Below are 23,421 nucleotides of genomic sequence, written 5' to 3' on the forward strand. Positions count from 1 at the left end.
TGCACTTTCCCTGAAGTTGTAGTCGATCTTGACGGTTGCGGCGCGGTTGGTTGGAACGTGCGGTCGGGTCGGCCGCCGGGCGCGCACGGGTGCCGTTGGGCGATTGATGGGTGCCGCTCGGCGCGCGGGCACACTGCGGCCGTGGGAGCGCTCCTAGACTGCCGGGCGGGAGTCATGCCGCCCGCGCCGGGACGCGGGTGCGATTCGAACTGCCGAGGGCACACCCCGTGGGGCTGGCACCGGGTGACGGCAGAGCCCCGTGCTGTCATTCGCCAAGGAGCGAGAGCCCCATGAAACTTCGCAGAGCCATGCACGCGCTGTGGCTGGCGGTCGTCCCCGTGGTCGCCGCGGCCATCCTCAGCATCGCGACCCCGGCCCAGGCGGCCACCCTCACCGAGATCACCAACTTCGGCACCAACCCCGGCAACCTGCGGATGTACCTGTACGTCCCGAACAACGTCGCCGCCCGCCCCGGCCTGCTGGTGGCCAACCACTACTGCACCGGCAACGGCCCCGCGTTCTACAGCGGCAGCCAGTTCGCCCAGCTCGCCGACCAGTACGGCTTCATCGTGATCTACCCGTCGGTGACCGCCAGCGACGCCTGCTTCGACGTCGCCTCCACGGCCACGCTCACCCACAACGGCGGCGGCGACTCGCTGAGCATCGTGTCGATGGTCAAGTACGTCCAGCAGAACTACGGCTCGGACCCGAACCGCACCTACGCCACCGGCGTCTCCTCGGGCGCGATGATGACGAACGTGCTGCTGGGCGCGTACCCGGACGTGTTCAAGGCCGGCTCGGCGTTCGCGGGCGTGCCGTTCGGCTGCTTCGCCGGACCGACCAAGTGGAACAGCACCTGCTCCCAGGGTCAGCTGATCAAGACCGCGCAGCAGTGGGGCGACCTGGTCCGCAACGCCTACCCGGGGTACACCGGGGCGCGGCCGCGCATGCAGCTGTGGCACGGCGTCAACGACGAGACGCTGAACTACAACAACTTCGGCGAGGAGATCAAGCAGTGGACCAACGTCAACGGCCTGAGCCAGACGCCCACGTCCACTGACACTCCGGCGTCGGGCCAGACCCGCACCCGGTACGCCAACAGCTCCGGCCAGGTGCTGGTCGAGGCGTACAGCCTGGCGAACACGTCCCACAACCTGCCGGTCAACGCGGCCGCGGCGGTCGCCTTCTTCGGGCTGAACACCACGTCCAGCCCGTCGCCGTCGGCATCGCCGTCGCGGTCGGCCTCGCCGAGCCCGTCGGCGTCGCCCTCCGCCTCGCCGAGCCCGTCGCCGAGCGGGAACCCGAACCCGGGCGGCTGCACCGCCGTGTTCAGCGCCACCAGCGTGTGGCAGACCGGCTACGTCGGCAACGTGCGGGTGACCGCGGGCAGCGGCGGGATCAGGGGCTGGCGGGTGACGCTGACCCTGCCCTCGGGCGCCTCGGTGGTCAACTCCTGGAACGGCGTGTTCGCGGGCACGTCCGGCACGGTCCAGGTGACGAACATGGCATACAACGGGCAGCTCGGGGCCGGTGCCTTCACCGACTTCGGCTACCAGGCCAACAGCACCTCGCCCACGGCCACGGTCAGCTGCACCGCGCTCTGACCGGCACCTGAACAGGTCCGGCCCGGACACCGTACGGTGTCCGGGCCGGATTCGCCCCGAATCAGCCCAGCTCGGCGAGCTTCTGCTCGAGCTCGGCCAGCTCGGCGCGCAGCTTCTCGGCGTGCGCCTGCGCCTCGGCCCGCTCACTGGCCAGGATCTGCTCCACGGCCTCCTGCACCCCGGGCACGTCCAGCAGCGACACCATCTTCAGCGCCTCCTGCGCCTTGATGATGTACGGCTTGGCCAGCGGCTTGGTGCCCTGCACCGCCCCGACCGTCCACTCCCCCTCGGTGTAGGCGAGGGTGACGGTGAGCCCGGCCGGCGGCTTGACCTTCGGAGCCTTGCCGGCCGCGGCACGGCGCGGGGCGGGGGCGGCTGCGGTGGCCTCTGCTTCGGACACCTCGGGACTCTGGGACACGGGACGCTCCTGACGTACGGGCTTCTGACGGATGACCATGAACTCCGGCTCGGGCGCGGCAGGCTCCTCGACCACCGGCTCGGGTGCGGGCTTCTTCCCGGTCGCGCCCTTGGGCGGGATGGTCAGATCGCTCGGGGCGAAGGGCAGCACGTCGCTGCCGAACTTCACCATGATCCACTCATCGTGGACAGCCGGGTCATCCAGCTGCACCACCTGCCCGAGCTGACCCGCGATCTGACCCGCGGCCTCGGTGAACATGACCCGGGGACGCTTGCCGGCGGCCAGTGTCTCCTCGATCTGAGTCAATTCCTGAGTCGACAATCCCGCCATAGCCGCGCTCCACACCTCTGCCTACGCCTCACCGAACACATGTTTGATACGCACGTTCTACCAGAGCCGACCGACAACGTGCGCACCGACACCCTGCCGCCAGGCGCACCTGGCTGCTGTAATGGCGCCATGGCGATCACTCTTGTCACCGGAGGCGGACGCGGCATCGGCGCCGCGACCTGCCTGCGCCTCGCCGCCGCCGGTCACGACGTGGCGGTGGGCTACCAGCACGACGAGCAGGCCGCCGCCCGGGTGGCCGCCGCCGTCGCGGCGACCGGGCGGCGCGCGCTCGCGGTGCGCGCCGACATCGCCGATGGTACGCAGGTGCGGGAGATGTTCGACCGGGTGGAGGCCGAACTCGGCACACCCACCGGTCTGGTGAACAACGCCGGCGTCGCCAGCACCATCGGCCCGTTCACCGAACTGTCCGAAGCGGACCTGCGGCGAGTGGTCGACGTCAACGTGATCGGCTACATCCTGTGCGCGCAGCAGGCGGCCCGCCGGATGCGCCCCGGCGGCGCGATCGTCAACGTCTCCAGCGTCGCCGCGACCCTCGGCAGCCCCGGCGAGTACGTCCACTACGCCGCCGCCAAGGCCGCCGTCGAGACCCTGACCGTCGGCCTGTCCAAGGAACTGGGCCCGGCCGGGATCAGGGTGAACACGGTATCGCCGGGCGTGATCGACACGGAGTTCCACGCGGGCAGTGGCGAAGCTCGCCGCGCCGACCGGGTCGGCCCCGCCGCCCCACTGGGCCGCGCCGGCCGGCCCGACGAGGTCGCGGCGGCGATCGCCTGGCTCCTGACCGACGAGGCGTCCTACGTCACCGGCGCCACCCTCAAGGTCTCCGGCGGCCGCTGACCCACCCCGCGTCGCCGGGTGGGGTCAGCGAGGGAGGATCACGCGGATGGAGAGGCCGCCGCCGGGGCGGGGGGTGGCGACGGCGTCGCCGCGGTGGGCCTGGGCGACCGCGCGGACGATGGACAGGCCGAGGCCGCTGCCGCGGGCCGAGCCGGTGCGGTCGGTGAGGCGGCGGAACGGCTCGAACAGGGCCGGGATCTCGTACGACGAGATCACCGCGCCCGTGTTGGCCACCACGATCTCGGCGTGGTGCGGCTTGGCCTGGGTGTGCACCCACACCGCCCCGTCGGCCACGTTGTAGCGCACCGCGTTGTCGACCAGGTTGCGGATCAGCTGCTCAAGGAGGATCGGGTCGCCGACCACGGGTGCGGCCGACAGCTGCGAGCTGACCTGGAGCCGCAGCTCGGCCGCGCGGGCGGCGGTGGCCTCGACCGCGACGGCGGCCAGCTCCGCCAGGTCGACGCCGCGCCGCTCGGTGACGGCGTCCTCGGCGCGGGCCAGGGTCAGCAGCGAGTCGATCAGGCGCTCGTGGCGCAGGTTGACCGCGAGCAGGTTCTCGCCGAGCTGCTGCACCTGCGGCGGGCTCTCCGGCCGCGCCATGGCGACCTCGACCAGGGTGCGGTTGAGCGCGAGCGGGGTCTTGAGCTCGTGCGCGGCGTTGGCGATGAACCGGCCCTGCCCGGCGAATGCCTCGTCCAGGCGGTCCAGCATGCTGTCGAACGAGTCGGCCAGGCTCTTGACCTCGCTGGGCGGGGCGTCGAGGTCGATGCGCCGGTGCAGGGTGCGCCCGGCGATCCGGTGCGCGGTCGCGGTGATCATGTTGAGCGGTTTGAGCAGCGACCCGGCGATGAACCAGCCCGCGGCGGTGGTGAGCACCCACACCGCCAGCACCGTCAGCCCGCCCTTGACCATCAGGTTGCGCTGCATCGAGTCCATGATCGCCTGCTTGGAGGCGAGCAGCGAGGCCTGGTCCTCGTACGGAGAGCCCGCGTACTTGCCGGAGAAGGCGATGCTGAGGCTGTAGTCCATGCTGTTGCGGACCAGGATCAGCGCGCCGGCCAGCACGGCGCTGCCCGCGAGCAGGAACATCAGCCCGAAGACGAGGGTCAGCCGGACCCGCAGGCTGCCGCGGCCGGTCACTTGATCCGGTATCCGACGGCGGTGACCGTCTCGATCAGCTGCGGGTCGCCCAGCTTGCGGCGCAGCCCGCTGATGGTGACCCGGACGATGGTGGTGAACGGGTCCATGTTCTCGTCCCAGACCTTCTCCAGCAGGGTCTCGGCGGAGACGATCGCGCCCTCGGCGCGCAGCAGCTCCTCCAGCACCGCGAACTCCTTGCGGGACAGGTTGACGTAGCGGCCGTCGCGGTAGGTCTCGCGGTGGTGCGGGTCCAGGCGCAGCCCGGCGCGCTCCAGCACCGGCGGCACGGCCGGGCGGGCCCGGCGGCCCAGTGCCCGCACGCGCGCGATCAGCTCGGCGAAGGCGAACGGCTTGGGCAGGTAGTCGTCGGCGCCCAGGGACAGCCCGGCGACCCGGTCGGCGACGGTCACCGAGACGGTGAGCATCAGCACCCGTACCCCCGAGCCGGAGGCCACGACCTGGCGGCAGACCTCGTCGCCGTGCACCCGGGGGAGGTCCCGGTCCAGCACCATCACGTCGTAGTCGTTGACGGCCAGCTTCTCCAGCGCCGCCGCCCCGTCGTGGGCGACGTCGACGGCGAACGCCTCCTGCCGCAGCCCCTCGGCCACGGCCTCGGCCATCAGCTCCTCGTCCTCCACCACCAGCACCCGCACGCGAGCAAGTATGCCCATGCGGTGTTAGCAGGGCGTTAGTGAATTCGCTCTCGGTCGTCTCACAGCCGGTGCGGTGGACTTCCGGCCGTGACACACGATCTGGCTCAGGCGGAGGTGGACCTCGCCGCGGTGGCGCACAACGTCGGCGTGATCGCGGCGCACACCTCGGCCGCGGTGATGGCCGTGGTGAAGGCCGACGCGTTCGGCCACGGGATGCTGCCGGTGGCTCGGGCGGCGCTGGCCGCAGGGGCGACCTGGCTGGGCGTGGCGACCGCGGCCGAGGCGCTGGCGCTGCGCGCGGCGGGGGTACGGGCACCCGTGCTGACCTGGCTGCACTCGCCACGTACGGACTTCGCCGAGCTGATCGCGCAGGACGTGGACGTGTCCGTGCCGTCACTGCCGCACCTCGACGCGGTCGCGGCCGCCGCGCACCACCTCGGGCGGCCGGCCCAGGTGCACCTGAAGATCGACACGGGGATGGCCCGCAACGGCGCCGCGCCCGCGGAGTGGCCGCAGCTGGTCACCCGCGCGGCGGCGCTGGAACGGGCCGGTCTGATCCGGGTGCACGGCGTCTGGTCCCACCTGTACGAGGCCGACCGCCCCGGCAGCCCCGGCACCACCGCCCAGCAGGACGCGTTCGCGTCGGCGCTGATCCGGGCGATGTCCGCCGGGCTGCGGCCGCCACTGCGCCACCTGGCCAACTCCGCGGCCGTGTTCAGCTCCCCCAGCACCCACTACGACCTGGTCCGCACCGGCCTGGCCCTGTACGGCGTCGAGCCGGTGCCCGGCCGCGAGCACGATCTGCGCCCCGCGCTGACCCTGCGCACCGAGGTCGCGACGGTGCGCCGGGTGGCGGCCGGGACCGGGGTGTCGTACCACCACGCGCACAAGACCGCGCGGGCGACCACGCTGGTGCTGCTGCCGCTGGGGTTCGGCGACGGGCTGCCCCGGGTGACCGCGGGCCGGGCCGAGGTGCTGATAAGCGGGCGCCGCTGCCGCATCGTCGGGCGCATCTGCATGGACCAGTGCGTCGTCGACGCCGGGGACCTGCCCGTGGCGCCGGGCGACCCGGTGACCGTGTTCGGCCCCGGTGAGCTGGGCGAACCCACCGTCATCGAGTGGGCCGGATGGGCGGGCACCAACCCGCACGAGATCCTCACCGGCCTGGGCGCCCGCATCGCCCGCCGGCACCGCGGCCACGAGCACGGCGAGCACAGCCACGAGCGTTCGGCACAACTCACGGGGAGGCCCTGACCATGAGCACCATCCGGCTGGCCGTCATCTACGGCGGCCGCAGCGGCGAGCACGAGGTCTCGTGCAGGTCGGCCGCCGCGATCCTGGCCCACCTGGACCGCGCCACGTACGACGTGGTCGAGCTGCGCATCGACCGGGACGGCTGGTGGCACGTCGACGGGGTCCGGGGCGGGCTCGGCGACGCCATGCGGGCGCTGCGCGGCGTGGACGTGGCGTTCCCGGCGCTGCACGGGCCGTACGGCGAGGACGGCACGATCCAGTCGCTGCTGGAACTGGTCGGGGTGCCGTACGTCGGCAACGGGGTGTTCGCCAGCGCCGCCGGGATGGACAAGGAGTTCACCAAGAAGCTGCTGGCCGCCGACGGGCTGCGGGTCGCCGACGGGCTGGTGCTGCGGCCCGGCGTCGACGACGTCGCCCCCATCGACCGGGTGGCGCTGGGCCTGCCCGTGTTCGTCAAGCCCGCCCGCGCCGGGTCGAGCATCGGGGTGTCCCGGGTCGACGACTGGGACCAGCTGCCCGCGGCGCTGGCCGCCGCGCGTGCCAGCGACGGCAAGGTGCTGGTGGAGCGGGCCTGCCCGGGGCGGGAGATCGACGTCGCGGTGCTCCAGCACCCGGACGGCACGGTGCAGGCCGGGCCGCCGCTGGAGATCCGGATCGCCGACGGGCACGGCTTCTTCGACTACGACGCCAAGTACACCGCCGGGCAGGTCGTGTTCGACATCCCGGCCCGGATCGACCCGGCGACGACCGCGCTGCTCCAGCGGCGGGCGCTGGAGGTGTTCGCGGCGCTGGACTGCCGGGGGCTGCTGCGGGTCGACTTCTTCGTGCCCGACCCGGCCACCGACCCGCTGGGCGGGGAGCCGATCGTCAACGAGGTCAACACGTTCCCCGGGTTCACCGCCGCGTCGCAGTATCCGCGCATGTGGCAGGCGGCCGGGCTGCCGCTGGCCGAACTGCTGGACGTGATGATCGCCACCGCCCGTACGGCGCCCGCGCTGGCCGCGCCGACTATCCTGTACCGATGATCAAGGCTGTCGTGTTCGACGTCGGCGAGACGCTCATCGACGAGACCCGCATCTGGAGCCGCTGGGCCGACCGCCTCGGCGTGCCCCGGTTCGCGATGCTCGGCCTGCTCGGCGGCATGGCGGCGCTGGACCGCCCGTACGGCGACGCGTTCGCGATGGTGCGCCCCGGGCTCGACGTCGAGGCCGAGATGGCCGCCTGGGCCGTCGAGGAGCCCGACAGCCTGCGCGAGAACTTCGACGAGCTCGACCTGTACCCCGATGTGAAGCCCGCCTTCGCCCGGCTGCGCGACCGCGGCCTGGCCGTGATCGTGGCGGGCAACCAGCCGCCGCAGGCCAAGGCGGCGCTGGAGCGGATGGACCTGCCCGCCGACGCGATCTACACCTCCGCCGAGTGGGGGCTGGAGAAGCCGGACCCGGCGTTCTTCGCCAGGGTCGCCGAGGTGGCGCAGTCGGCACCGGAGCAGATCTGCTACGTCGGCGACCGGGTCGACAACGACGTGCGACCGGCCAGCGCCGCCGGGATGAAGCCGGTGCTGATCCGGCGCGGCCCGTGGGGCTACCTCGGCTCGGCACACCCCGACACGCTGCGCCTGGCCGCGGTCGTCGACAGCCTCGCCGAGCTGCCGGACCTGCTGACTCCGGCGGGGTGACCCCCGAAGGGGGCTATATCCGCGTTCCAGCCCGGCGGCCGGGGGGCGCCTCTAGCGTGAAAGTGATCGCCGGAGGAGGAACGATGGCCAAGAACAACCAGTCCCAGCGGCACCCTCGGCCGTGGCCGCCGCACGACGCGCAGACCGAGACGGCCGAGACGGGCGAGACGGAACAGCCGGGCGTCGACCACGACCACGGGCCGCAGGAGCAGCACGGCTGGGCGGGCGAGCAGGCTCGGCAGCAGTCGCGCGAGCGCGCCATGGCGGCCCGCACGAAGGCCAGCCGGACCCAGGTCTCCGCCGGCCAGTCCAACATCATGCGCCTCAAGAAGGGCAACCAGCCCCGCGGCGGCCGGTAGGGTCGCCAACCGCCCGCCCGGCCGCGCCGCTGCTGCTAGCGTGGTCTGGGTGGACGGGTGTAGTACCGAGCCGGGCCTGAGCCCGGCTTCCGCGTACCCCGCGCCCCGGTATCGGCGGCGCCCTCGGGGTGAGCCGCGATGAGTTCCCACTGGCCGCAGATCGTGCTGGTCCTCGTACTGATCGCGATGAACGCCCTGTTCTCCGGCAGCGAGATGGCACTGGTGTCGCTGCGCGAGGGGCAGCTGCGCCGCCTGGACCGCGAGAACGGCGCCGGACCCGTCGCCGCCCGCCTGGCCCGCGACCCGAACCGGTTCCTGGCCACGATCCAGATCGGCATCACCCTGGCCGGCTTCCTGGCCTCGGCCACCGCCGCGGTCGCGCTGGCCGACGTGCTCACCCCGTCGCTGGCCTTCCTCGGCGACGCGGCCAGACCCGTCGCCGTCATCGTGGTGACCCTCGCGCTGACCTTCCTGACCCTGGTGCTGGGCGAGCTCGCGCCCAAGCGCATCGCGATGCAGCACGCCGAGGCGTGGGCACGGCTGGCGGCCCGGCCGCTGGACCTGCTGGCCCGGGTGTCGCGTCCGTTCGTGTGGGTGCTCAGCGCCGCGACCGACCTCTGCGTACGGATCATGGGCGGCGACCCGAAGGCCCATCGCGACGAGATCACCCCGGCCGAGGTGCGCGACCTGGTCAACAGCCATCGCGGCTTCACCGCCGAGCAGCGCCTGATCATCAGCGGCGCCGTCGAGATCACCGAGCGGATCCTGCGCGAGGTGCTGATCCCCCGCCGGGCCGTGTTCACCCTCGACGCCGCCTGCGCCGTCGAGACCGCGCGCAAGGAACTGGCCGACTCCGGCTACTCCCGCGCCCCGGTGGTGCACCGCGACCTGGACGAGACGGTCGGCGTGGTGCACCTGCGCGACCTCATCGGCCCCGACTGCGGGCCCGTCGCGGCGGTGGCCCGGCCCGCGCTGCTGCTGCCGGACTCGCTGCACGCCGCCGACGCGCTGCGGCGCTTCCGCACCGAACACCAGCAGTTCGCGCTGGTCGTCGACGAGCACGGGTCGGTCGGGGGCATCGTGACCATGGAGGACCTGCTGGAGGAGGTCGTCGGCGAGCTGTACGACGAGACCGACCGCGACGTGCTCGCCGTGCAGCAGAGCGACGACGGCTCGCTGCAACTGCCCGGCACGTTCCCGGTGCACGACCTGCCCGACATCGGGGTGGACCTGCAGGAACGACCGGACGGGGACTACATCACGGTGGCGGGACTGGTGATCGCGGCCCTGGGGCACCTGCCGACCCGGCCCGGCGAGATCGTGCACCTGGACGGGTGGACCGCCGAGGTCACCGGCGTGGACCACCACGCGGTCACCGGCGTCCGGCTGCGCCCGTGCGGCGGCCCCAGCGGCGACGCCCTCTGCCCACCCCGCCCCCGCACAGGCTGACACCCCGCACACCGCCCCGCGGCCGGCCCTCCGCGGCTGGGCGGGGCTGCGGCCGGGCGGGGCTGCGGCTGGGCGGGGCGGCGGGTGGGCCGGGCTGCGGCCGGGCCGGGCTGAGGGTGGGCCGGGCTGAGGGTGGGCCGGGCTGAGGGTGGGCCGGGCGGGAAGATCGCTGTTTTCGGTCGGTCCGCGGCCTAGAACCGCAGGTTGTGACCGGAAACGGCGATCAAAAGCAGGGAGCTCTCGGCGGCGGGCGCGGCAAACACGGACAAACCGGCATTACGGCAATACTGGCGGTGAGAAGGCCGTCGGGGGGAGGCACCCATGCTGCCGCCGGAGATCGAGCTGCCCGAACGGGCCCAGGCCGCGACGCTGGTCGCCTCCGCCCGCAGCCGGGTATGGAAGGTGCGGCTGCCGAACGGGCGGCACTGGGCGGTCAAGTACGCCGCCGGCCCGGCCCGGACGCTGCCCGCCCGGGAGGCCGGAGTGCTCTCCCGCATCGGCCACCCCGGGTACCTGTGCGCCCACGGCACCACCGAGCAGGGCACCTGGATCGCGCTGGAGTGGCTCGACGCCCCGACGCTGCACCGGCGCTGGCAGGGCGTACGCGGCGCCGACGGCGCGGCCGAACGGCGTACCGCCGCCGTGGCCACCTGGTCGGCGGCGGTCGCGCTCGCCGACCTGCACGACAGCGGCTGGCGCCATGCCGGGCTGGACCCCGAGCACGTGCTCGTCCCCGGACGGGGCACCGCCCGCCTGCTCGACTACGCCCACGCCCAGGGCGCCGACCTGGCCCCGGCGGTGCCCTGGCGCGGCGGACTGCCCCAGCTCACCGCGCCGGAGACCGCCCGCGAGCTGCTGGACACCGACGCGGACCAGCATGTCGAGCTGGCCGCGCCCGCCGAGGTGTACGCGTTCGGGGTGCTGCTCTACGCGGCGTGGACCGGTCGCTGGCCCCACGCGTCCGGCACCCACGGCCGCGCGGTCGACGTCCGCGACACCTGGACGTCCATCGCCGCCGGCACCACCCGCCGCCCCGTCCCCGACACCTGGCCCACCATGTCCGACCTGCTCACCGCGATGCTGGCCCCGCACCCCGCCGACCGCCCCACCTTCCGCCAGCTCGCCGCCTCCCTCACCACCCCCGACCCCGCCTGACCAGCCCCGGGCCGACGCCCCCGCCACCGGGCCACCAGCCACCACCGCCAACTTGCCGGGCAATCGGGCCAATTTCGGCACTCGTCACGCCCGATTGCCCGGCAAATTGCGCGATCTTGGTGGTCGCACACCGATCCGGGGCGGGGCCAACTGGGCACCGCGAAAGCCGACAGGCGCGCGGACGTCCGGCAGGCGCGGACAGCCGAAGGGCGCGGACAGCCGGAGAGGGCGGGTTCTGGCACGATCGGGCGATGCTCTCCGATCCCGTGTCCGCGGAACGGCCAGCTGCCGGACGGCTGCTGGACGACGACAGCCTGGAACGGTCCGATGTGGTCGCCAACTGCGCGATGAACCGGGAGCGCGGGCTCGACGGCGTCAACAGCTACGCCAGGGACCTCGGCCTGCACCCGCTCGACCTGCTTCGGGAGCGCGTCGCCGAGCAGGGCCGCGCGTCCTGGCTGGACCTGTGCTGCGGCTCGGCGCGCGCCCTGATCCAGGCGGCCCAGGCGGCCCAAGCGGCCCAAGCGGCCCAGGCGGGCTCGGCGCCGCTGCCGCCGGACGACGCGGCGCGGCCGGGCCCGCTGACCCTCACCGGCGTCGACCTGGTCGACTGGTTCGATCCGGCCGCGCGCTCGACGCCCGGCCTGGAGCTGCATGTGGCGTCGGCGGCCACCTGGCAGCCGGAGCGCGCGTACGACCTGATCACCTGCGTGCACGGGCTGCACTACGTCGGCGACAAGCTGGGGGTGCTGGCGCGCGCGCTGACCTGGCTCGCCCCGGGCGGCACGTTCGCCGCGCACCTCGATCTGGCGAGCATCCGGTTCGCCGACGGCACCGCCACGACCAGGGTGCTGCGGCGGCTGCTGCGCGAGCACCGGATCGGCTACGACGCCCGGCGCCGGGTGCTCACCTGCACCGGTCCGCGCGAGCTGGACCTGCCGTTCGCGTACGCGGGCGCCGACGACCGGGCCGGACCGAACTTCACCGGCCAGCCCGCAGTGGACTCGTACTACACCCCGCTGCGCACCGGCCGGCCCAACCCGCCCGCCCCGCGCCCCCGCGACGCGGTGACCGTCGACGACGGCGGGGTGACGGTCTCGCGCGGCGCGCACCGTTTCCCCGTGGCGTGGGACGAGCTGATGAGCGTGACCGTGTCCCGCTTCGTCGTAGCCGAGGCCGAAGTGGACGAGGTCGAGCTGACCATCGACCTGACCTGGGGCGAGTACCTGACCGTGGACGCCGGGGCGCACGGGTTCGCCGAGGCGGTGCGGGCCCTGGCGGTGCTGGGCGGTACGGCCGTACCGGATCTGGCGGCGCTGGCGCCCGAGGACGGGCACGTGGTGCTGTGGCAGCGGCCCACCGAACCGGATGCGCGCTGAACAGGGCGTACGTATTTGACACGCCGATGGGTGGGGCACTTTCACGATGACCGTGGCGGACTTTTGCCAGATCGATCGAAAGATATAGACATCGAAATTAAAGTGGTCTAGGTTGTGTCCCATCCCACCGATGTTTCGGGTGTGTTAATCGTCGGCGTCGATGACCACCTGCGCACGGCCCCGACGGTCATCGCGCGGGCTACGCCGTAACGCGGCAGCCGTCGGAAACCTCTACCTCCAGGAGGAACGATGGGCACCCGACTGCTACGCCGAGTGCGCGCGACCGCGCTGGCGTCAGCCGTGCTCCTGCTCGCGACCGGACTACCGGCCGTCCCCGCCACCGCGGCGCTGCCCGCGCAGGAACCCGGTGTCACGCTGCGCGTCTTCGACGTGCAGGTGGCGCTGAGCAAGCTGTGCGTCCTCAAGTCCGGGCAGACCCCCAACGTCGACAAGAAGATGACCACCGTCAACTGGACGACGGCGGCCGACTTCGGCTTCGAGGACAACTTCGTCGCCCAGGTGCTGGGCAACGTCAACATCGCCACGGCCGGGTCGTACACGTTCCGGCTCACCACCGACGACGGCTCGCGGCTGGTCATCGACGGCGCGACCGTGATCGACCACGACGGCCTGCACGGCGCCACCGCCAAGGAGGGTGCCGTCACGCTGGCCACCGGCTACCACTCGCTGCGCATCGACTACTTCGAGGCGGGCGGCGGCCAGCAGCTGACCCTCGACTGGAAGACGCCCGGCGCGACGGCGTTCACGCTGGTGCCGAACTCGGTGCTGAGCACCGACGCGGGCGTGGTGCGGGTGACCGCGCCCGGCCGCAAGGAGTGCGAGGCCAGCGGCGACTCCCCCGGCGACGGCCTGCCGCTGACCAGCGTGCACCCCGGCTTCACCCTGACCAACCTGCGCCCGGCGAGCTTCCAGCCGAAGGTCACCGGCATGGACTGGCTGCCCGACGGCCGCCTGGTGCTGTGCACCTGGGGCGGCAGCGACCAGTCCGGCACCTCGCAGGCCGGTGAGGTCTACATCCTGAGCGGCACCGCCGGGACCGGCGGGCCGAGCGGGGTCACCGTGAAGAAGATCGCGGGCAACCTCAAGGAGCCGATGGGCCTCAAGGTCGTCGACGGCGTCGTGTACGTAACGGAGAAGACGCGCCTGACCGCGCTGGTCGACACCAACGGCGACGAGGTGGCCGACCAGTACAACACGATCGCCACCTTCCCCTTCACCGGCGCCTTCCACGAGTTCGCCTTCGGCCTGCTCTACAAGGACGGCTACTTCTACGCGAACCTGTCCGTCTCCATCGACTACGGCGGCGCCACCACCGTGCCGCAGCCCGACCCCAACCGCGGCACCAGCATCAAAATCAACAAGGCGACCGGCGCGATCACCTACGTCGCGGGAGGCCTGCGCACCCCGCACGGCATCGGCTGGGGCCCCGAGGGCGGCCTGTTCGTCACCGACAACCAGGGCGGCTGGCTGCCCGCCTCCAAGCTGGTCGAGATCAAGCCCGGCCGGTTCTTCAACCACTACACGACCCCGGCCGGCCAGTTCGACGCCAACCCGGTCACCCCGCCGGTGCTGTACATGCCGCAGAACGAGATCGCCAACTCCCCCAGCGCACCGCTGCTGATGCCGTCCGGGCCGTACGCCGGGCAACTGCTCATCGGCGACGTCACCTACGGCGGCCTCCAGCGGGCGTTCCTGGAGAAGGTCAACGGGGAGTACCAGGGCGCGCTGTTCCGGCTCACCCAGGGCCTGGAGTCGGGCATCGCCGAGGTGCACCTCGGCCCCGACGGCGCGGTCTACGTCGGCGGCCTGGGCGCGGGCGGCAACTGGGGGCAGGAGGGCAAGCTCATCTACGGCCTGCAGAAGCTCACCCCCAACGGCACCAGTGTCTTCGACATCCTGGCGATGCGGGCCACCACCACCGGCTTCGAGATGGAGTACACCCAGCCGCTGTCGGCCGACACCATCGCCTCGATCGCCTCGAAGTACCAGTTCAAGCAGTGGCGCTACGAGCCGACCGCCGCGTACGGCGGCCCGAAGATCGACGAGGAGACGCTGGCCGTGACCGGCGCGACCGTGTCGACCGACGGCAAGAAGGTCACCCTGACCGTCAGCGGCCGCAAGGCGGGCCGGGTCGTGTACGTGCGCTCGCCGCGCCCGTTCAGCTCGACCTCGGGACAGTCGCTGTGGAGCACCGAGGCGTGGTACACCCTCAACGCCATCCCCGGCCAGACCCCGCCGCCCGCCGACGGTGTCTACCAGGCTGAGAACGCCGCGCGCAGCGGCGGCGCCACCGTGGCCACCGACCACACCGGCTACACCGGCACCGGCTTCGTCGCCGGGTACGGCACCGCCGGCGCGACCACCACGTTCACCGTCGACGCCCCGACCACCGGCGTCTACCAGGCGGCCCTGCGCTACTCCAACGGCCCGAACCCGTTCGACGGCGCCAAGACCGTCAGCCTGTACGTCAACGGCACCAAGCTGCGCCAGATCACCCTGGGCAGCACCACGACCTGGGACGCGTGGTCGTCCCAAGTGGAGACCGTCGCCCTCAACGGCGGCAGCAACACCATCGCCTACCGCTACGACACCGGTGACTCCGGCAACGTCAACCTGGACTCGGTGACCCTGTCCGGCGGCGCCGGACCGATCATCGGCAACGCCGGCAAGTGCCTCGACCTCGACAACGCGGGCAGCGCCGACGGCACCAAGGTCCAGCTGTGGACCTGCAACGGCACCGGCGCCCAGCGCTGGAGCCGGGTCGGCACCAGCTTCCGCGCCCTGGGCAAGTGCCTCGACGTCGACAACGCCGGGACCGCCAACGGCACCAAGGCGCAGCTGTGGACCTGCAACGGCACCGGCTCGCAGGTCTGGCAGCCGCAGGCCAACGGGTCGCTGCTCAACCCGCAGTCCGGCAAGGTCCTCGACGCCCTCGGCGGCGGCACCGCGGACGGGACCCAGATCCACATCTGGGACTACGTCGCCGCCGCCAGCCAGCACTGGACGGTCACCGCGGGCGGGCAGCACATCCAGCTGTTCGACGGCGACGACCTGAACCTGTGGCAGAACGGCTCCGGCGGCGCCGCGACCTGGCCGCTGTCGGGCGGGTCGATGGAGTCGCTGGGCGGCGACATCCGCACCAAGTTCGGGTTCGGCGACTTCAAGCTGCACGTGGAGTGGTACGAGCCGCTCTACCCGGGCTCGGTCACCGGCCAGCAGCGCGGCAACAGCGGCATCTACCTGCAGGACCGCTACGAACTCCAGGTGCTCGACTCGTACGGCGACACCGCGCTGGACAACACCGAGGCCGCGTCGATCTACCAGAAGAAGGCGGCCGACCGCAACGCGGCCGGGGCCCCGCAGACGTGGCAGAGCTACGACATCACGTTCCGGGCCGCCCGCTACAGCGGCACCACCAAGACCGCCAACGCCCGGGTGACCATCGTCTGGAACGGCATCGTGGTCCACAACGACGTGGCGATCGACGGCCCGACCGGCGCCGGCGCGGCCGAGGGCGCGTCCGTCGGCGGCATCCGCCTGCAGGACCACGGCGACGCGGGCGAGAACCCCCGCTTCCGCAACATCTGGCTCGAACCCCTCGTGTAGCGGCTAGGGCTCAAGTTGCCGGGCAATCGGGCGAGAGAGCGGTCAAGATACGCCCGACTGCCCGGCAACTTGGTTCAGGAGTTGCCCGGCGACCTGGTTCAGAAGCAGCGGCGGGCCGGTTCGGCCACGAACCCGGGATTGGCCGTCGGGAAACGCGCGAGCTGCCGATACAGTCCGGGTATGCGGATCAGGATCGTGGACGCGTTCACCGACCGGCCGCTGGGCGGCAACCCGGCGGGTGTGTGCCTGCTCGCCGGCGACGCCTGGCCGGACGAGAGCTGGATGCAGGGTGTGGCCGCCGAGCTGAACCTGTCGGAGACGGCGTTCGCGCGGCCGCTGGGCGGCTCGCACCAAGCGCCGCGCTGGGCGCTGCGCTGGTTCACCCCGGCCACCGAGGTCGACCTGTGCGGCCACGCCACGCTGGCCACCGCCCACGCCATGGCCGCCGACGGCCTGGCCACGGGCACGATCGGCTTCGACACCCGCAGCGGCCTGCTGTCGGCCACCGCCAACGCCGACGGCACCATCACGCTGGACTTCCCGGTGAACCTGCCGGTCGAGGTGCCGCCGCTGCCGGGCCTGGCCGAGGCGCTGGGCACGGCGGTGGTGTCCGCCCACGACACCGGGGCGCTGGGCGACCTGCTGGTGGAACTGGCCGACGAGCAGACCGTACGCGGACTGCGCCCCGACCTGGCCAAGGTCGCGAACCTCGCCACCCGGGGCGTGATCGTCACCGCCGCCGCGGCCGACCCGGCGGCGGGCTACGACTTCGTGTCCCGCTTCTTCGGCCCCGCCGTGGGCGTGCCCGAGGACCCGGTGACCGGCAGCGCGCACACCGCGCTCGCCCCGTTCTGGGGTGCCCGGTTCGGCCGCGGCGAGCTGGTCGGGTTGCAGGCGTCGGCGCGCACCGGACTGGTGCGCACCGTGCGCCGCGGCGACCGGGTCGAGCTGACCGGCCGGGCCGTCACCGTCCTCGACGGCACCCTGCACGCCTGAGTCAGGCGCGGGCGGCGGCCTTCTCCCGTACGGACGCGGGCAGCGCCTCGACGTCGACCAGGCGGGGCAGCAGCTCCGGCTCCAGCGTCATCGCCCGGAACGCCACCGCGATGCTCACGTCGTGGTCCGGGCGGTGCACCACGGTGACCTCGTCGCCCGCGCGCACCTCGCCCGGCTCGACCACCCGCAGGTACGCCCCCGGCAGCGCCGCCTGGGTGAACCGCTTGACCCAGCCCTGCTCCGCCATCGCCGCGGCGAACGTGCGGCACGGGATGCGCGGCACCGACACCTCCAGCAGCGCCGTGCCGACCCGCCACCGCTCGCCGATCAGGGCGCCGTTGACGTCGACCCCGGTCGTGGTGAGGTTCTCGCCGAACTGGCCCGGCCGCACGTCGCGGCCGAGCTCGGCGGCCCAGCCGTCCAGGTCCTCGCGGGCGTACGCGTACACGGCCTGGTCGTCGCCGCCGTGATGGCGCCGGTCGCAGATCTCGTCGCCCTCGACCCCGCTGCCCAGTCCCGTGTCGCGCGGCCCGGGTGCCCGCAGCGCCACCGCGTGCTCGACGGACCGCTTGTCGATACCCGTGACGCCCATGTCAGCAGCTTCGCTGGCGCGCGCCCGACCCGTGTTGACCGAGATGATCCTGCCCATCGGACCAGCCTAGCCGGGCCGTCCGGCGGCCGTCGCGAGCAGCGGTAGGGTGCCGCTCATGATCCGTACCGCCGTGCCTGACGACGTTCCCGTGCTGCTCGACCTCATCGCCGAGCTCGCCGAGTACGAGGGCGCCCCGCACGAGGCCAAGGCCACGCCCGCCCAGCTGCACGAAGCCCTGTTCGGGCCGTACCCGGCGGCGTTCGCGCACGTCGCCGTCGACGACCAGACCGGCGAGGCGGTCGGCATGGCGGTGTGGTTCCTCAACTACTCCACCTGGGACGGGGTGCACGGCATCTACCTGGAGGACCTGTACGTGCGCCCGGCGGCGCGCGGACGCGGGCACGGCCGGGCGCTGCTGCGCACGCTCGCGGGGCTGTGCGTCGAGCGCGGATACACCAGGCTCCAGTGGTGGGTGCTGAACTGGAATGAGCCCGCGATCACCTTCTACCGGGGCCTGGGCGCCAAGCCCATGTCGGACTGGACCGTCTACCGGGTCGACGGCGACGCACTCGCCGCACTCGGCGCCTAGACCTCGCCCGCGGAAGGGACCGGATAGACCTCTGGCGATGCGGCGGATCGGCGTGGTGTGCGCGGCCGCCGATACACTGGCGCGGCTCATCCGGCTGAACGCCGCCGGACGCCGTACCGGAGAGGAGTCCGCCGTGACCGACTCGCCGACGCCGCCCCAGGCCGCGCCGCCCCGGCGGGTGTTCGGGCTGACGCGCGGCAGGCTGATCGCCGTCATGGCCGTCGCCGCCCTCGTCTGCTGCGCCCTCCCGGTCGCCGTCGCCGGCACCGTGCTCAGCGGCCGGGCGAAGACCGAGGTGCTGACCTGCGACACCGGCGGACCGGTCGCGACGATGACCTACACGGTGACCAACCGCGGCCTGCTCAGCGCCGACGTCGACATCCTGGTCCAGGTCACCGGCGCCGACGGCGCGGTGCTCGGGCAGAGCACCGAGCGGGTGCCCAACCTGCACGCGGGCGCGACTGTCACCAAGGACACCGCGCTGCGCTACCGGGAGGGCACCCGCGCGACGCACTGCGTCGTCGAGCCCATGAACTGACCGGCGACGGTCAGGCGGAGCGGCCGTCGTCGGCCGGGCAGCGGCCGCGATCGGTGTAGCGGTCGGCGAACCGGGCCGTGGCGGCCGCGGCCCAGGCGGGCACCCGGATCCGGTGCAGCGTGTCCAGGGCGATCTCCATCAGCGAGCGGGCGGCCGCGGCCAGGTCGGGCCGGGCCATGCCCTCGCGGGCGGCGTCGATCCAGTACGCCCGGTCGGCGCCTTCCGGCAGGTCGGCGGCGACGGCGGCGGCCCGGTCGGAGCCGGTCGGGTCGTCGAGCAGGGCGGCCACCACGGTGGCGGGCACGGCCCAGTCGTCGCCGCGCTGCGCGTCGATCATGCGGATCTCCAGGTGGCCACGCGCCCGTACGGGCGGGATGACGCTCTTGAGGTGGCGGCGCAGGTCGGCCAGGTTGGCCGCGCGCGGGCCCTGGCCGCGCAGCCAGTGCCGCATGGTGAAGCCGACCGGCGGCACCAGCCACGGCCGCCCCGTGGGCATCCGCACGCCGGTGACCTGCGCGTCGAGCGCGTACGCGGTCCAGACGGCCCGGCACTCCCCGGCCGGGACCGGGTCGGTGCGGGTCGGGTCGGTGCGAAAGCGCAGCAGCTGGCGGGTGCTGCGGCCGCCGTCGCCCAGCGAGTTGGCGAACATCGCCATCAGGGCCGGGCCGAGCGTGTTGAGCAGCCACCAGCGCCGCTGGCGGCCGCGCCAGCCGGCCGAGTCGTCCCCCGCATCGACGTTGACCTGCACCGACGCGGCGTTGCACATCATCTGGCGGCCCACCGGACCGTACTGGTCGTAGGCGGCTTCCAGCGCGACGTAGCGCGGGTTGTCGACGAGCCGCCGGGCCGGGCGCGAGTCCAGCCCGGCGCCGATCAGGCGCAGGCCGCGGGCGCGCACCTCGTTCCTGATCACGGACATGTCCTCGGCGGCGGCGGTGAGGCAGTCGGTCAGGTTCGCGGCGGGCAGGGTGGACAGCTCGACCTGGCCGCCGGATTCGAAACTGATGGCGCTGCCGTACGGCAGGCGGCGGCCGGGCGGGTTGACCACGGCCTCGACCAGCGCGTGGTCGGGCCGGGCCAGCGGTGCCGTCGGGTCGACGACCAGCCACTCCAGCTCGACGCCGACGCATCCGATCCGCTGCGTGACGAAGGCGTTGTTGAAGACCCACTCCTCGGCGTACGGCTCCGAGAGCGCACGTGACACCCGCACCTCCACGACAGGTTCGACCAGCAGGGGAAACGGCCGCACTGTGCCGCCAACAGTTGCGGGCTCAACCGATTTTCCATCGACAGTTGTCGGTTGTCCAGGGTCCGAACGCTCAGGTCATCAGGGCATTACGCTCAGTCCGCCGCCGGATCGGGCCATCCGGCGCCCGGCAGAATGGATAGTGCCGAGGTAGTCCGCTACGCGCGTGCGGGCACAGGCGCCCGCGGGCGCGCTAGGGTGGCGATCATGCGTTATCGCCCGCTCGGCGCCTCCGGCCTGACCGTCTCCGCGGTCGGCCTCGGCTGCAACAACTTCGGCTGGCGGCTCGACCTCGACGGCACCCGCGCCGTCGTCGAAGCCGCCCTCGACGCCGGCATCACGTTCTTCGACACCGCCGACATCTACGGCCGTGGCACGGCCGTCGGGGCGTCGGAGTCCATGCTCGGCGAGGTCCTGAAGGGACGCCGGGACCAGGTCGTGCTGGCCACCAAGTTCGGCCACCAGCACATCGACATCGGCTACGGGCCGGCTGCCGGGGCCAAGGGCGGGCGCGCGTACATCCGGCGGGCGGTGGAGGCGTCGCTGCGCCGCCTGGGCACCGACCACATCGACCTGTATCAGATCCACACCCCCGACCCGGTCACCCCGATCGGCGAGACCCTGTCGGCCCTGCACGAGCTCGTGCTGGAGGGCAAGGTCCGCTACATCGGCAGCTCCCAGTTCGCCGGGTGGCAGATCGCCGACGCCGTACGCGTGGCGCAGCAGCTCAACACCACCGCGTTCATCAGCGCCCAGGACCACTGGTCGCTGCTGGAGCGCGGCATCGAGGCCGAGGTCGTGCCCGCCGCCCGCCACTACGGCCTGGGCGTGCTGCCGTTCTTCCCGCTCGCCAACGGCCTGCTCACCGGCAAGGTCCGCCGCGGCCAGGGCGCGCCCGACACCAGCCGCCTGGCCAAGGACTCGGCCGGGTTCATCACCGAGGCGCGGCTGGACACCGTCGAGACGCTGGCCGGATGGGCCGACGAGCACGGGCACGGCCTGGTGGAGACCGCCATCGGCTGGCTGGCCGCGCAGCCCGGCTGCGGTTCGGTCATCGCCGGGGCGACCAGCCCCGAGCAGGTGCGCGCCAACGCCGCGGCCGCCGACTGGACCCCGTCGGCGCAGGACCTGGCCGAGCTGGACAAGCTGTCGCCGCCGCCCGCCCGCTGAGCGCGGACGGCGCAGGAAGGAGGAGCCCGTGGCCGAGGTCGAGGTCGTCGAGGTGCCCGCGAGCAGTCGGTACGAGGCCCGCGAGGGCGGGGTGCTGCTCGGGGTGCTGACGTACCGCCGCAAGCCCGGCATGGTGGTCTTCGACCACACCGGGGTGGAACCCGAGGCGCGCGGGCGCGGCATCGGCGGCCTGCTGGTCGCCGCCGCCATGGCCGACGCGGCCGCCGACGGGGTGCACGTCGTGCCCGCCTGCTCCTTCGTCCGCCGCTGGATCGACGACCACCCCGAGTACCTGCCGCTCACCGAGCACGCCTGACCGTTTCGGCACCGGCACGCCACATCGGGCGTGCCGGTGTGACCCGGACGACAGTGGACAGGGTCTGCTAGACGTGTACGAGCCGCATCAGAACAGCGGCACGCACACGAGGAGAAGCGGACCAGTGGTTTTCAAGAGGATGCTCTCGGCGCTCGGCGTCGGCGGCCCGTCGGTCGACACCGTCCTGTCCACGCCGGTGGTGCGCCCCGGCGGCATACTGGCCGGCCAGGTGCACATCCGCGGCGGCGAGCGCGACACCCTCATCGAGTACGTCTCGATCGGCCTGGTCACCCGGGTCGAGGTCGAGCACGGCGACAGCGAGTACGGCAGCACGGTCGAGTTCCAGCATGTCCGGCTGACCGGCGCGTTCACGCTCGCCGCGGGCGCGACCCAGACGCTGCCGTTCCAGCTGGAGATCCCCTGGGAGGCCCCGGTCACCGCGTTCTACGGCACGCCGCTGCGCGGCATGACCATGGGCGTGCACACCGAGCTGTCGGTCGCCAACGCGGTGGACAAGACCGACCTCGACGCGGTCGCCATCGAGCCGCTGCCGCTCCAGGCCGAGATCATGGAGGCGTTCACGCGGATGGGCTTCCAGTTCGCCCGCGCCGACCTCGAACGCGGCCGCATCCACGGCGTGCACCAGACGCTGCCGTTCTACCAGGAGATCGAGTTCTACCCGGCCCCCGCGTACAGCGGCCGGATGCGGCAGCTCGAACTGACCTTCGTCACCAGTCCGCACGGCATGGACGTGGTGCTGGAGTTCGACAAGCGCGGGTTCGGCTCGCACGACTCGTTCAGCCGCCACCACGTCAGCCACGCCGACGCCGGCCGCACCGACTGGACCGCCGTGATCGACGGCTGGATCCGCCAGGCCCTGGAGCGCCACGGCAGCCACGGCTACGGCCACCAGCAGTACGGGCACCAGCAGTACGGGCACCAGCAGTACGGGCACGGCTACGGCCACCACGGCGGGCACGGCCACGGCGGCGACGGGTACGGCATGGGCACGGTCGTCGCGGCGGGCGCCGCGGGTTTCCTGGGCGGCATGGTCGCCGGGGAGATCGCCGAGGAGGTCTTCGACTTCGACGACGACGGCGGCTTCTTCGAGTAGTGACCCACGCCGCCAGGTCGGCGGTGCTGTGCGGCGGGACGAGCGGCTAAGGTGGGCCGGTGTTCAAGGCCCTCGTGTGCTTCATGCTCGTCTTCATCGCCGTCGGCGCCGCCGGGATGTGGCTGGCGACCCAGCGCGGCAAGCGCTGATCACTGCCACCCCTCATGGACGCCGGCACCCTCACGCTGCTGCTGACCGCCGCCACCGCCGCCGGGTGGGTGGACGCCGTGGTCGGCGGCGGCGGCCTCCTGCTGCTGCCCGCCCTGCTGATCGGCCTGCCCAACGTGCCGGTCGCCACGGTGCTGGGCACGAACAAGATGACCGCGATCGCGGGCACCTCCAGCGCCGCGGTGCTGTACGCCCGGCGCACCCGCATCGACTGGCGGGTGGCCGGGCCGGCCGCGGCGATGGCCGTGGTCGTCTCCGGCATCGGCGCCTGGTTCGCCGGGTCGGTGCCGCCGGACGCGTACCGGCCGGTGGTGCTGGCCATCCTGGTGGGCGTCGCCCTGTTCGTGACGTTCCGCCCGAACAACGGGGTCACCGCCCACCCGGAGAAGCGCACCAGGACCCGTGCGGCGGTCGCGGTCGCGCTGGCCGGCGGCCTGATCGCCCTGTACGACGGCATGATCGGCCCCGGCACCGGCACCTTCCTGGTGCTCACCTTCACCACCGTGATCGGCGCCGACTTCCTGCACGGCTCGGCCATGGCCAAGATCGTCAACGCGGGCACCAACCTCGGCGCGCTGATCGTCTTCTCGCTCGGCGGCCACGTGTGGTGGCAGCTCGGCGCGGCGATGGCCGTCTGCAACATCATCGGCGCGCAGCTCGGCGCCCGGCTGGCCCTCAAGCGCGGCTCCGGCTTCGTCCGCATCGTGCTCCTGGTCGTCGTCCTGGCCCTGATCGCCCGCCTGTCCTACGACCAGTGGTTCGCCTGACCCCGGTCCCGCCCCACCACCCCC

22 protein-coding genes are annotated in these 23,421 nt (G+C 72.8%); 17 read left to right on the forward strand and 5 right to left on the reverse strand.

Features of this window, described 5'->3' with window-relative positions; translation table 11 throughout:
• Nucleotides 1-290 precede the first annotated feature (290 nt).
• Entirely contained in the window at nucleotides 291-1,604 is a 1,314-nt protein-coding gene (locus tag Cs7R123_RS08630; protein WP_212824948.1) for a PHB depolymerase family esterase, read from the forward strand.
• A gap of 61 nt (nucleotides 1,605-1,665) precedes the next feature.
• Here Cs7R123_RS08630 and Cs7R123_RS08635 read toward each other — a convergent pair whose 3' ends face one another.
• A complete protein-coding gene (locus Cs7R123_RS08635; RefSeq protein WP_212824950.1) occupies nucleotides 1,666-2,352 on the reverse strand; it encodes a hypothetical protein in 687 nt (228 codons plus the stop codon).
• 129 nt (nucleotides 2,353-2,481) lie between these two features.
• Here Cs7R123_RS08635 and Cs7R123_RS08640 point away from each other — a divergent pair, with 129 nt between their 5' ends.
• On the forward strand, nucleotides 2,482-3,210 hold the full coding sequence (locus Cs7R123_RS08640) for an SDR family oxidoreductase (RefSeq protein WP_212824952.1): 729 nt from the start codon (nucleotides 2,482-2,484) through the stop codon (nucleotides 3,208-3,210).
• 24 nt (nucleotides 3,211-3,234) lie between these two features.
• On the opposite strand, the gene Cs7R123_RS08645 is transcribed toward Cs7R123_RS08640, so the two are convergent.
• On the reverse strand, nucleotides 3,235-4,350 hold the full coding sequence (locus Cs7R123_RS08645) for a HAMP domain-containing sensor histidine kinase (RefSeq protein ID WP_244871704.1): 1,116 nt from the start codon (nucleotides 4,348-4,350) through the stop codon (nucleotides 3,235-3,237).
• Nucleotides 4,347-5,003 (reverse strand): response regulator transcription factor, encoded by a 657-nt coding sequence (locus Cs7R123_RS08650; protein ID WP_212824954.1) that lies wholly within the window; start codon nucleotides 5,001-5,003, stop codon nucleotides 4,347-4,349. Before Cs7R123_RS08650 ends, Cs7R123_RS08645 begins: the two co-directional genes overlap by 4 nt.
• A gap of 87 nt (nucleotides 5,004-5,090) precedes the next feature.
• Here Cs7R123_RS08650 and alr point away from each other — a divergent pair, with 87 nt between their 5' ends.
• The 9 genes from alr to Cs7R123_RS08695 all read left to right on the forward strand — a co-directional run bounded on the left by alr (nucleotide 5,091) and on the right by Cs7R123_RS08695 (nucleotide 16,897).
• Nucleotides 5,091-6,257 (forward strand): alanine racemase, encoded by a 1,167-nt coding sequence (gene alr, locus Cs7R123_RS08655; RefSeq protein WP_244871705.1) that lies wholly within the window; start codon nucleotides 5,091-5,093, stop codon nucleotides 6,255-6,257.
• Nucleotides 6,258-6,259: 2 nt separating this feature from the next.
• Nucleotides 6,260-7,282, forward strand: coding sequence for a D-alanine--D-alanine ligase family protein (locus tag Cs7R123_RS08660; protein ID WP_212824956.1), 1,023 nt, complete (start codon nucleotides 6,260-6,262; stop codon nucleotides 7,280-7,282).
• A complete protein-coding gene (locus Cs7R123_RS08665; protein WP_212824958.1) occupies nucleotides 7,279-7,932 on the forward strand; it encodes an HAD family hydrolase in 654 nt (217 codons plus the stop codon). The genes Cs7R123_RS08660 and Cs7R123_RS08665 overlap by 4 nt, the downstream gene beginning before the upstream one ends.
• An 83-nt stretch (nucleotides 7,933-8,015) precedes the next feature.
• Entirely contained in the window at nucleotides 8,016-8,291 is a 276-nt protein-coding gene (locus Cs7R123_RS08670; protein ID WP_212824960.1) for a hypothetical protein, read from the forward strand.
• 138 nt (nucleotides 8,292-8,429) lie between these two features.
• Complete coding sequence (locus Cs7R123_RS08675) at nucleotides 8,430-9,740, forward strand: hemolysin family protein (RefSeq protein WP_212824962.1); 1,311 nt, start codon at nucleotides 8,430-8,432, stop codon at nucleotides 9,738-9,740.
• 321 nt (nucleotides 9,741-10,061) lie between these two features.
• Complete coding sequence (locus tag Cs7R123_RS08680) at nucleotides 10,062-10,895, forward strand: protein kinase (RefSeq protein WP_212824964.1); 834 nt, start codon at nucleotides 10,062-10,064, stop codon at nucleotides 10,893-10,895.
• 251 nt (nucleotides 10,896-11,146) lie between these two features.
• Nucleotides 11,147-12,274 carry a methyltransferase domain-containing protein gene (locus Cs7R123_RS08685; protein WP_212824966.1) on the forward strand — a complete coding sequence of 376 codons (1,128 nt, stop codon included), beginning with the start codon at nucleotides 11,147-11,149 and terminating at the stop codon, nucleotides 12,272-12,274.
• Between the two features lie 249 nt (nucleotides 12,275-12,523).
• Nucleotides 12,524-15,901, forward strand: coding sequence for a family 16 glycoside hydrolase (locus Cs7R123_RS08690; protein ID WP_212824968.1), 3,378 nt, complete (start codon nucleotides 12,524-12,526; stop codon nucleotides 15,899-15,901).
• 180 nt (nucleotides 15,902-16,081) lie between these two features.
• Nucleotides 16,082-16,897 (forward strand): PhzF family phenazine biosynthesis protein, encoded by an 816-nt coding sequence (locus Cs7R123_RS08695; RefSeq protein WP_212824970.1) that lies wholly within the window; start codon nucleotides 16,082-16,084, stop codon nucleotides 16,895-16,897.
• Between the two features lies 1 nt (nucleotide 16,898).
• Here Cs7R123_RS08695 and Cs7R123_RS08700 read toward each other — a convergent pair whose 3' ends face one another.
• Nucleotides 16,899-17,546: an MOSC domain-containing protein gene (locus Cs7R123_RS08700; RefSeq protein ID WP_212824972.1), complete on the reverse strand. Its 648-nt coding sequence runs from the start codon at nucleotides 17,544-17,546 to the stop codon at nucleotides 16,899-16,901.
• Between the two features lie 58 nt (nucleotides 17,547-17,604).
• Between Cs7R123_RS08700 and Cs7R123_RS08705 the strand changes: the two genes are divergently transcribed.
• Together Cs7R123_RS08705 and Cs7R123_RS08710 are read left to right on the forward strand one after the other, a co-directional pair.
• Nucleotides 17,605-18,078, forward strand: coding sequence for a GNAT family N-acetyltransferase (locus Cs7R123_RS08705; protein WP_212824974.1), 474 nt, complete (start codon nucleotides 17,605-17,607; stop codon nucleotides 18,076-18,078).
• 37 nt (nucleotides 18,079-18,115) lie between these two features.
• Nucleotides 18,116-18,616, forward strand: coding sequence for a hypothetical protein (locus tag Cs7R123_RS08710; RefSeq protein WP_212824976.1), 501 nt, complete (start codon nucleotides 18,116-18,118; stop codon nucleotides 18,614-18,616).
• 10 nt (nucleotides 18,617-18,626) lie between these two features.
• Here the strand turns inward: Cs7R123_RS08710 and Cs7R123_RS08715 are convergent, their stop codons facing one another.
• The gene (locus tag Cs7R123_RS08715) at nucleotides 18,627-19,820 is read right to left on the reverse strand and encodes a glutamate-cysteine ligase family protein (protein WP_212824978.1); all 1,194 of its coding nucleotides are present in this window, start codon (nucleotides 19,818-19,820) and stop codon (nucleotides 18,627-18,629) included.
• A gap of 249 nt (nucleotides 19,821-20,069) precedes the next feature.
• Here Cs7R123_RS08715 and Cs7R123_RS08720 point away from each other — a divergent pair, with 249 nt between their 5' ends.
• The 4 genes from Cs7R123_RS08720 to Cs7R123_RS08735 all read left to right on the forward strand — a co-directional run bounded on the left by Cs7R123_RS08720 (nucleotide 20,070) and on the right by Cs7R123_RS08735 (nucleotide 23,397).
• A complete protein-coding gene (locus Cs7R123_RS08720; RefSeq protein ID WP_212824980.1) occupies nucleotides 20,070-21,032 on the forward strand; it encodes an aldo/keto reductase in 963 nt (320 codons plus the stop codon).
• Nucleotides 21,033-21,060: 28 nt separating this feature from the next.
• Nucleotides 21,061-21,348, forward strand: coding sequence for a GNAT family N-acetyltransferase (locus Cs7R123_RS08725; protein ID WP_212824982.1), 288 nt, complete (start codon nucleotides 21,061-21,063; stop codon nucleotides 21,346-21,348).
• A gap of 124 nt (nucleotides 21,349-21,472) precedes the next feature.
• On the forward strand, nucleotides 21,473-22,462 hold the full coding sequence (locus Cs7R123_RS08730) for a sporulation protein (protein WP_212824984.1): 990 nt from the start codon (nucleotides 21,473-21,475) through the stop codon (nucleotides 22,460-22,462).
• Nucleotides 22,463-22,626: 164 nt separating this feature from the next.
• Nucleotides 22,627-23,397, forward strand: a complete 771-nt coding sequence (locus tag Cs7R123_RS08735; RefSeq protein WP_212824987.1) for a TSUP family transporter — start codon at nucleotides 22,627-22,629, stop codon at nucleotides 23,395-23,397.
• Nucleotides 23,398-23,421: the final 24 nt, after the last annotated feature.

It is taken from the genome of Catellatospora sp. TT07R-123 (assembly GCF_018327705.1).
Taxonomy (GTDB): Bacteria; Actinomycetota; Actinomycetes; order Mycobacteriales; family Micromonosporaceae; genus Catellatospora.

Bases quoted from the DNA above. Each gene is read 5' to 3' on its own strand.
- Cs7R123_RS08635 (WP_212824950.1), bottom strand. From the start codon at position 2,352: ATGGCGGGATTGTCGACTCAGGAATTGACTCAGATCGAGGAGACACTG.
- Cs7R123_RS08700 (WP_212824972.1), bottom strand. From the start codon at position 17,546: ATGGGCAGGATCATCTCGGTCAACACGGGTCGGGCGCGCGCCAGCGAA.
- Cs7R123_RS08705 (WP_212824974.1), top strand. From the start codon at position 17,605: ATGATCCGTACCGCCGTGCCTGACGACGTTCCCGTGCTGCTCGACCTC.
- Cs7R123_RS08735 (WP_212824987.1), top strand. From the start codon at position 22,627: ATGGACGCCGGCACCCTCACGCTGCTGCTGACCGCCGCCACCGCCGCC.
- Cs7R123_RS08710 (WP_212824976.1), top strand. From the start codon at position 18,116: ATGCGGCGGATCGGCGTGGTGTGCGCGGCCGCCGATACACTGGCGCGG.
- Cs7R123_RS08690 (WP_212824968.1), top strand. From the start codon at position 12,524: ATGGGCACCCGACTGCTACGCCGAGTGCGCGCGACCGCGCTGGCGTCA.
- Cs7R123_RS08695 (WP_212824970.1), top strand. From the start codon at position 16,082: ATGCGGATCAGGATCGTGGACGCGTTCACCGACCGGCCGCTGGGCGGC.
- Cs7R123_RS08720 (WP_212824980.1), top strand. From the start codon at position 20,070: ATGCGTTATCGCCCGCTCGGCGCCTCCGGCCTGACCGTCTCCGCGGTC.
- Cs7R123_RS08670 (WP_212824960.1), top strand. From the start codon at position 8,016: ATGGCCAAGAACAACCAGTCCCAGCGGCACCCTCGGCCGTGGCCGCCG.
- Cs7R123_RS08640 (WP_212824952.1), top strand. From the start codon at position 2,482: ATGGCGATCACTCTTGTCACCGGAGGCGGACGCGGCATCGGCGCCGCG.
- Cs7R123_RS08660 (WP_212824956.1), top strand. From the start codon at position 6,260: ATGAGCACCATCCGGCTGGCCGTCATCTACGGCGGCCGCAGCGGCGAG.
- Cs7R123_RS08665 (WP_212824958.1), top strand. From the start codon at position 7,279: ATGATCAAGGCTGTCGTGTTCGACGTCGGCGAGACGCTCATCGACGAG.
- Cs7R123_RS08630 (WP_212824948.1), top strand. From the start codon at position 291: ATGAAACTTCGCAGAGCCATGCACGCGCTGTGGCTGGCGGTCGTCCCC.
- Cs7R123_RS08680 (WP_212824964.1), top strand. From the start codon at position 10,062: ATGCTGCCGCCGGAGATCGAGCTGCCCGAACGGGCCCAGGCCGCGACG.
- Cs7R123_RS08685 (WP_212824966.1), top strand. From the start codon at position 11,147: ATGCTCTCCGATCCCGTGTCCGCGGAACGGCCAGCTGCCGGACGGCTG.
- Cs7R123_RS08675 (WP_212824962.1), top strand. From the start codon at position 8,430: ATGAGTTCCCACTGGCCGCAGATCGTGCTGGTCCTCGTACTGATCGCG.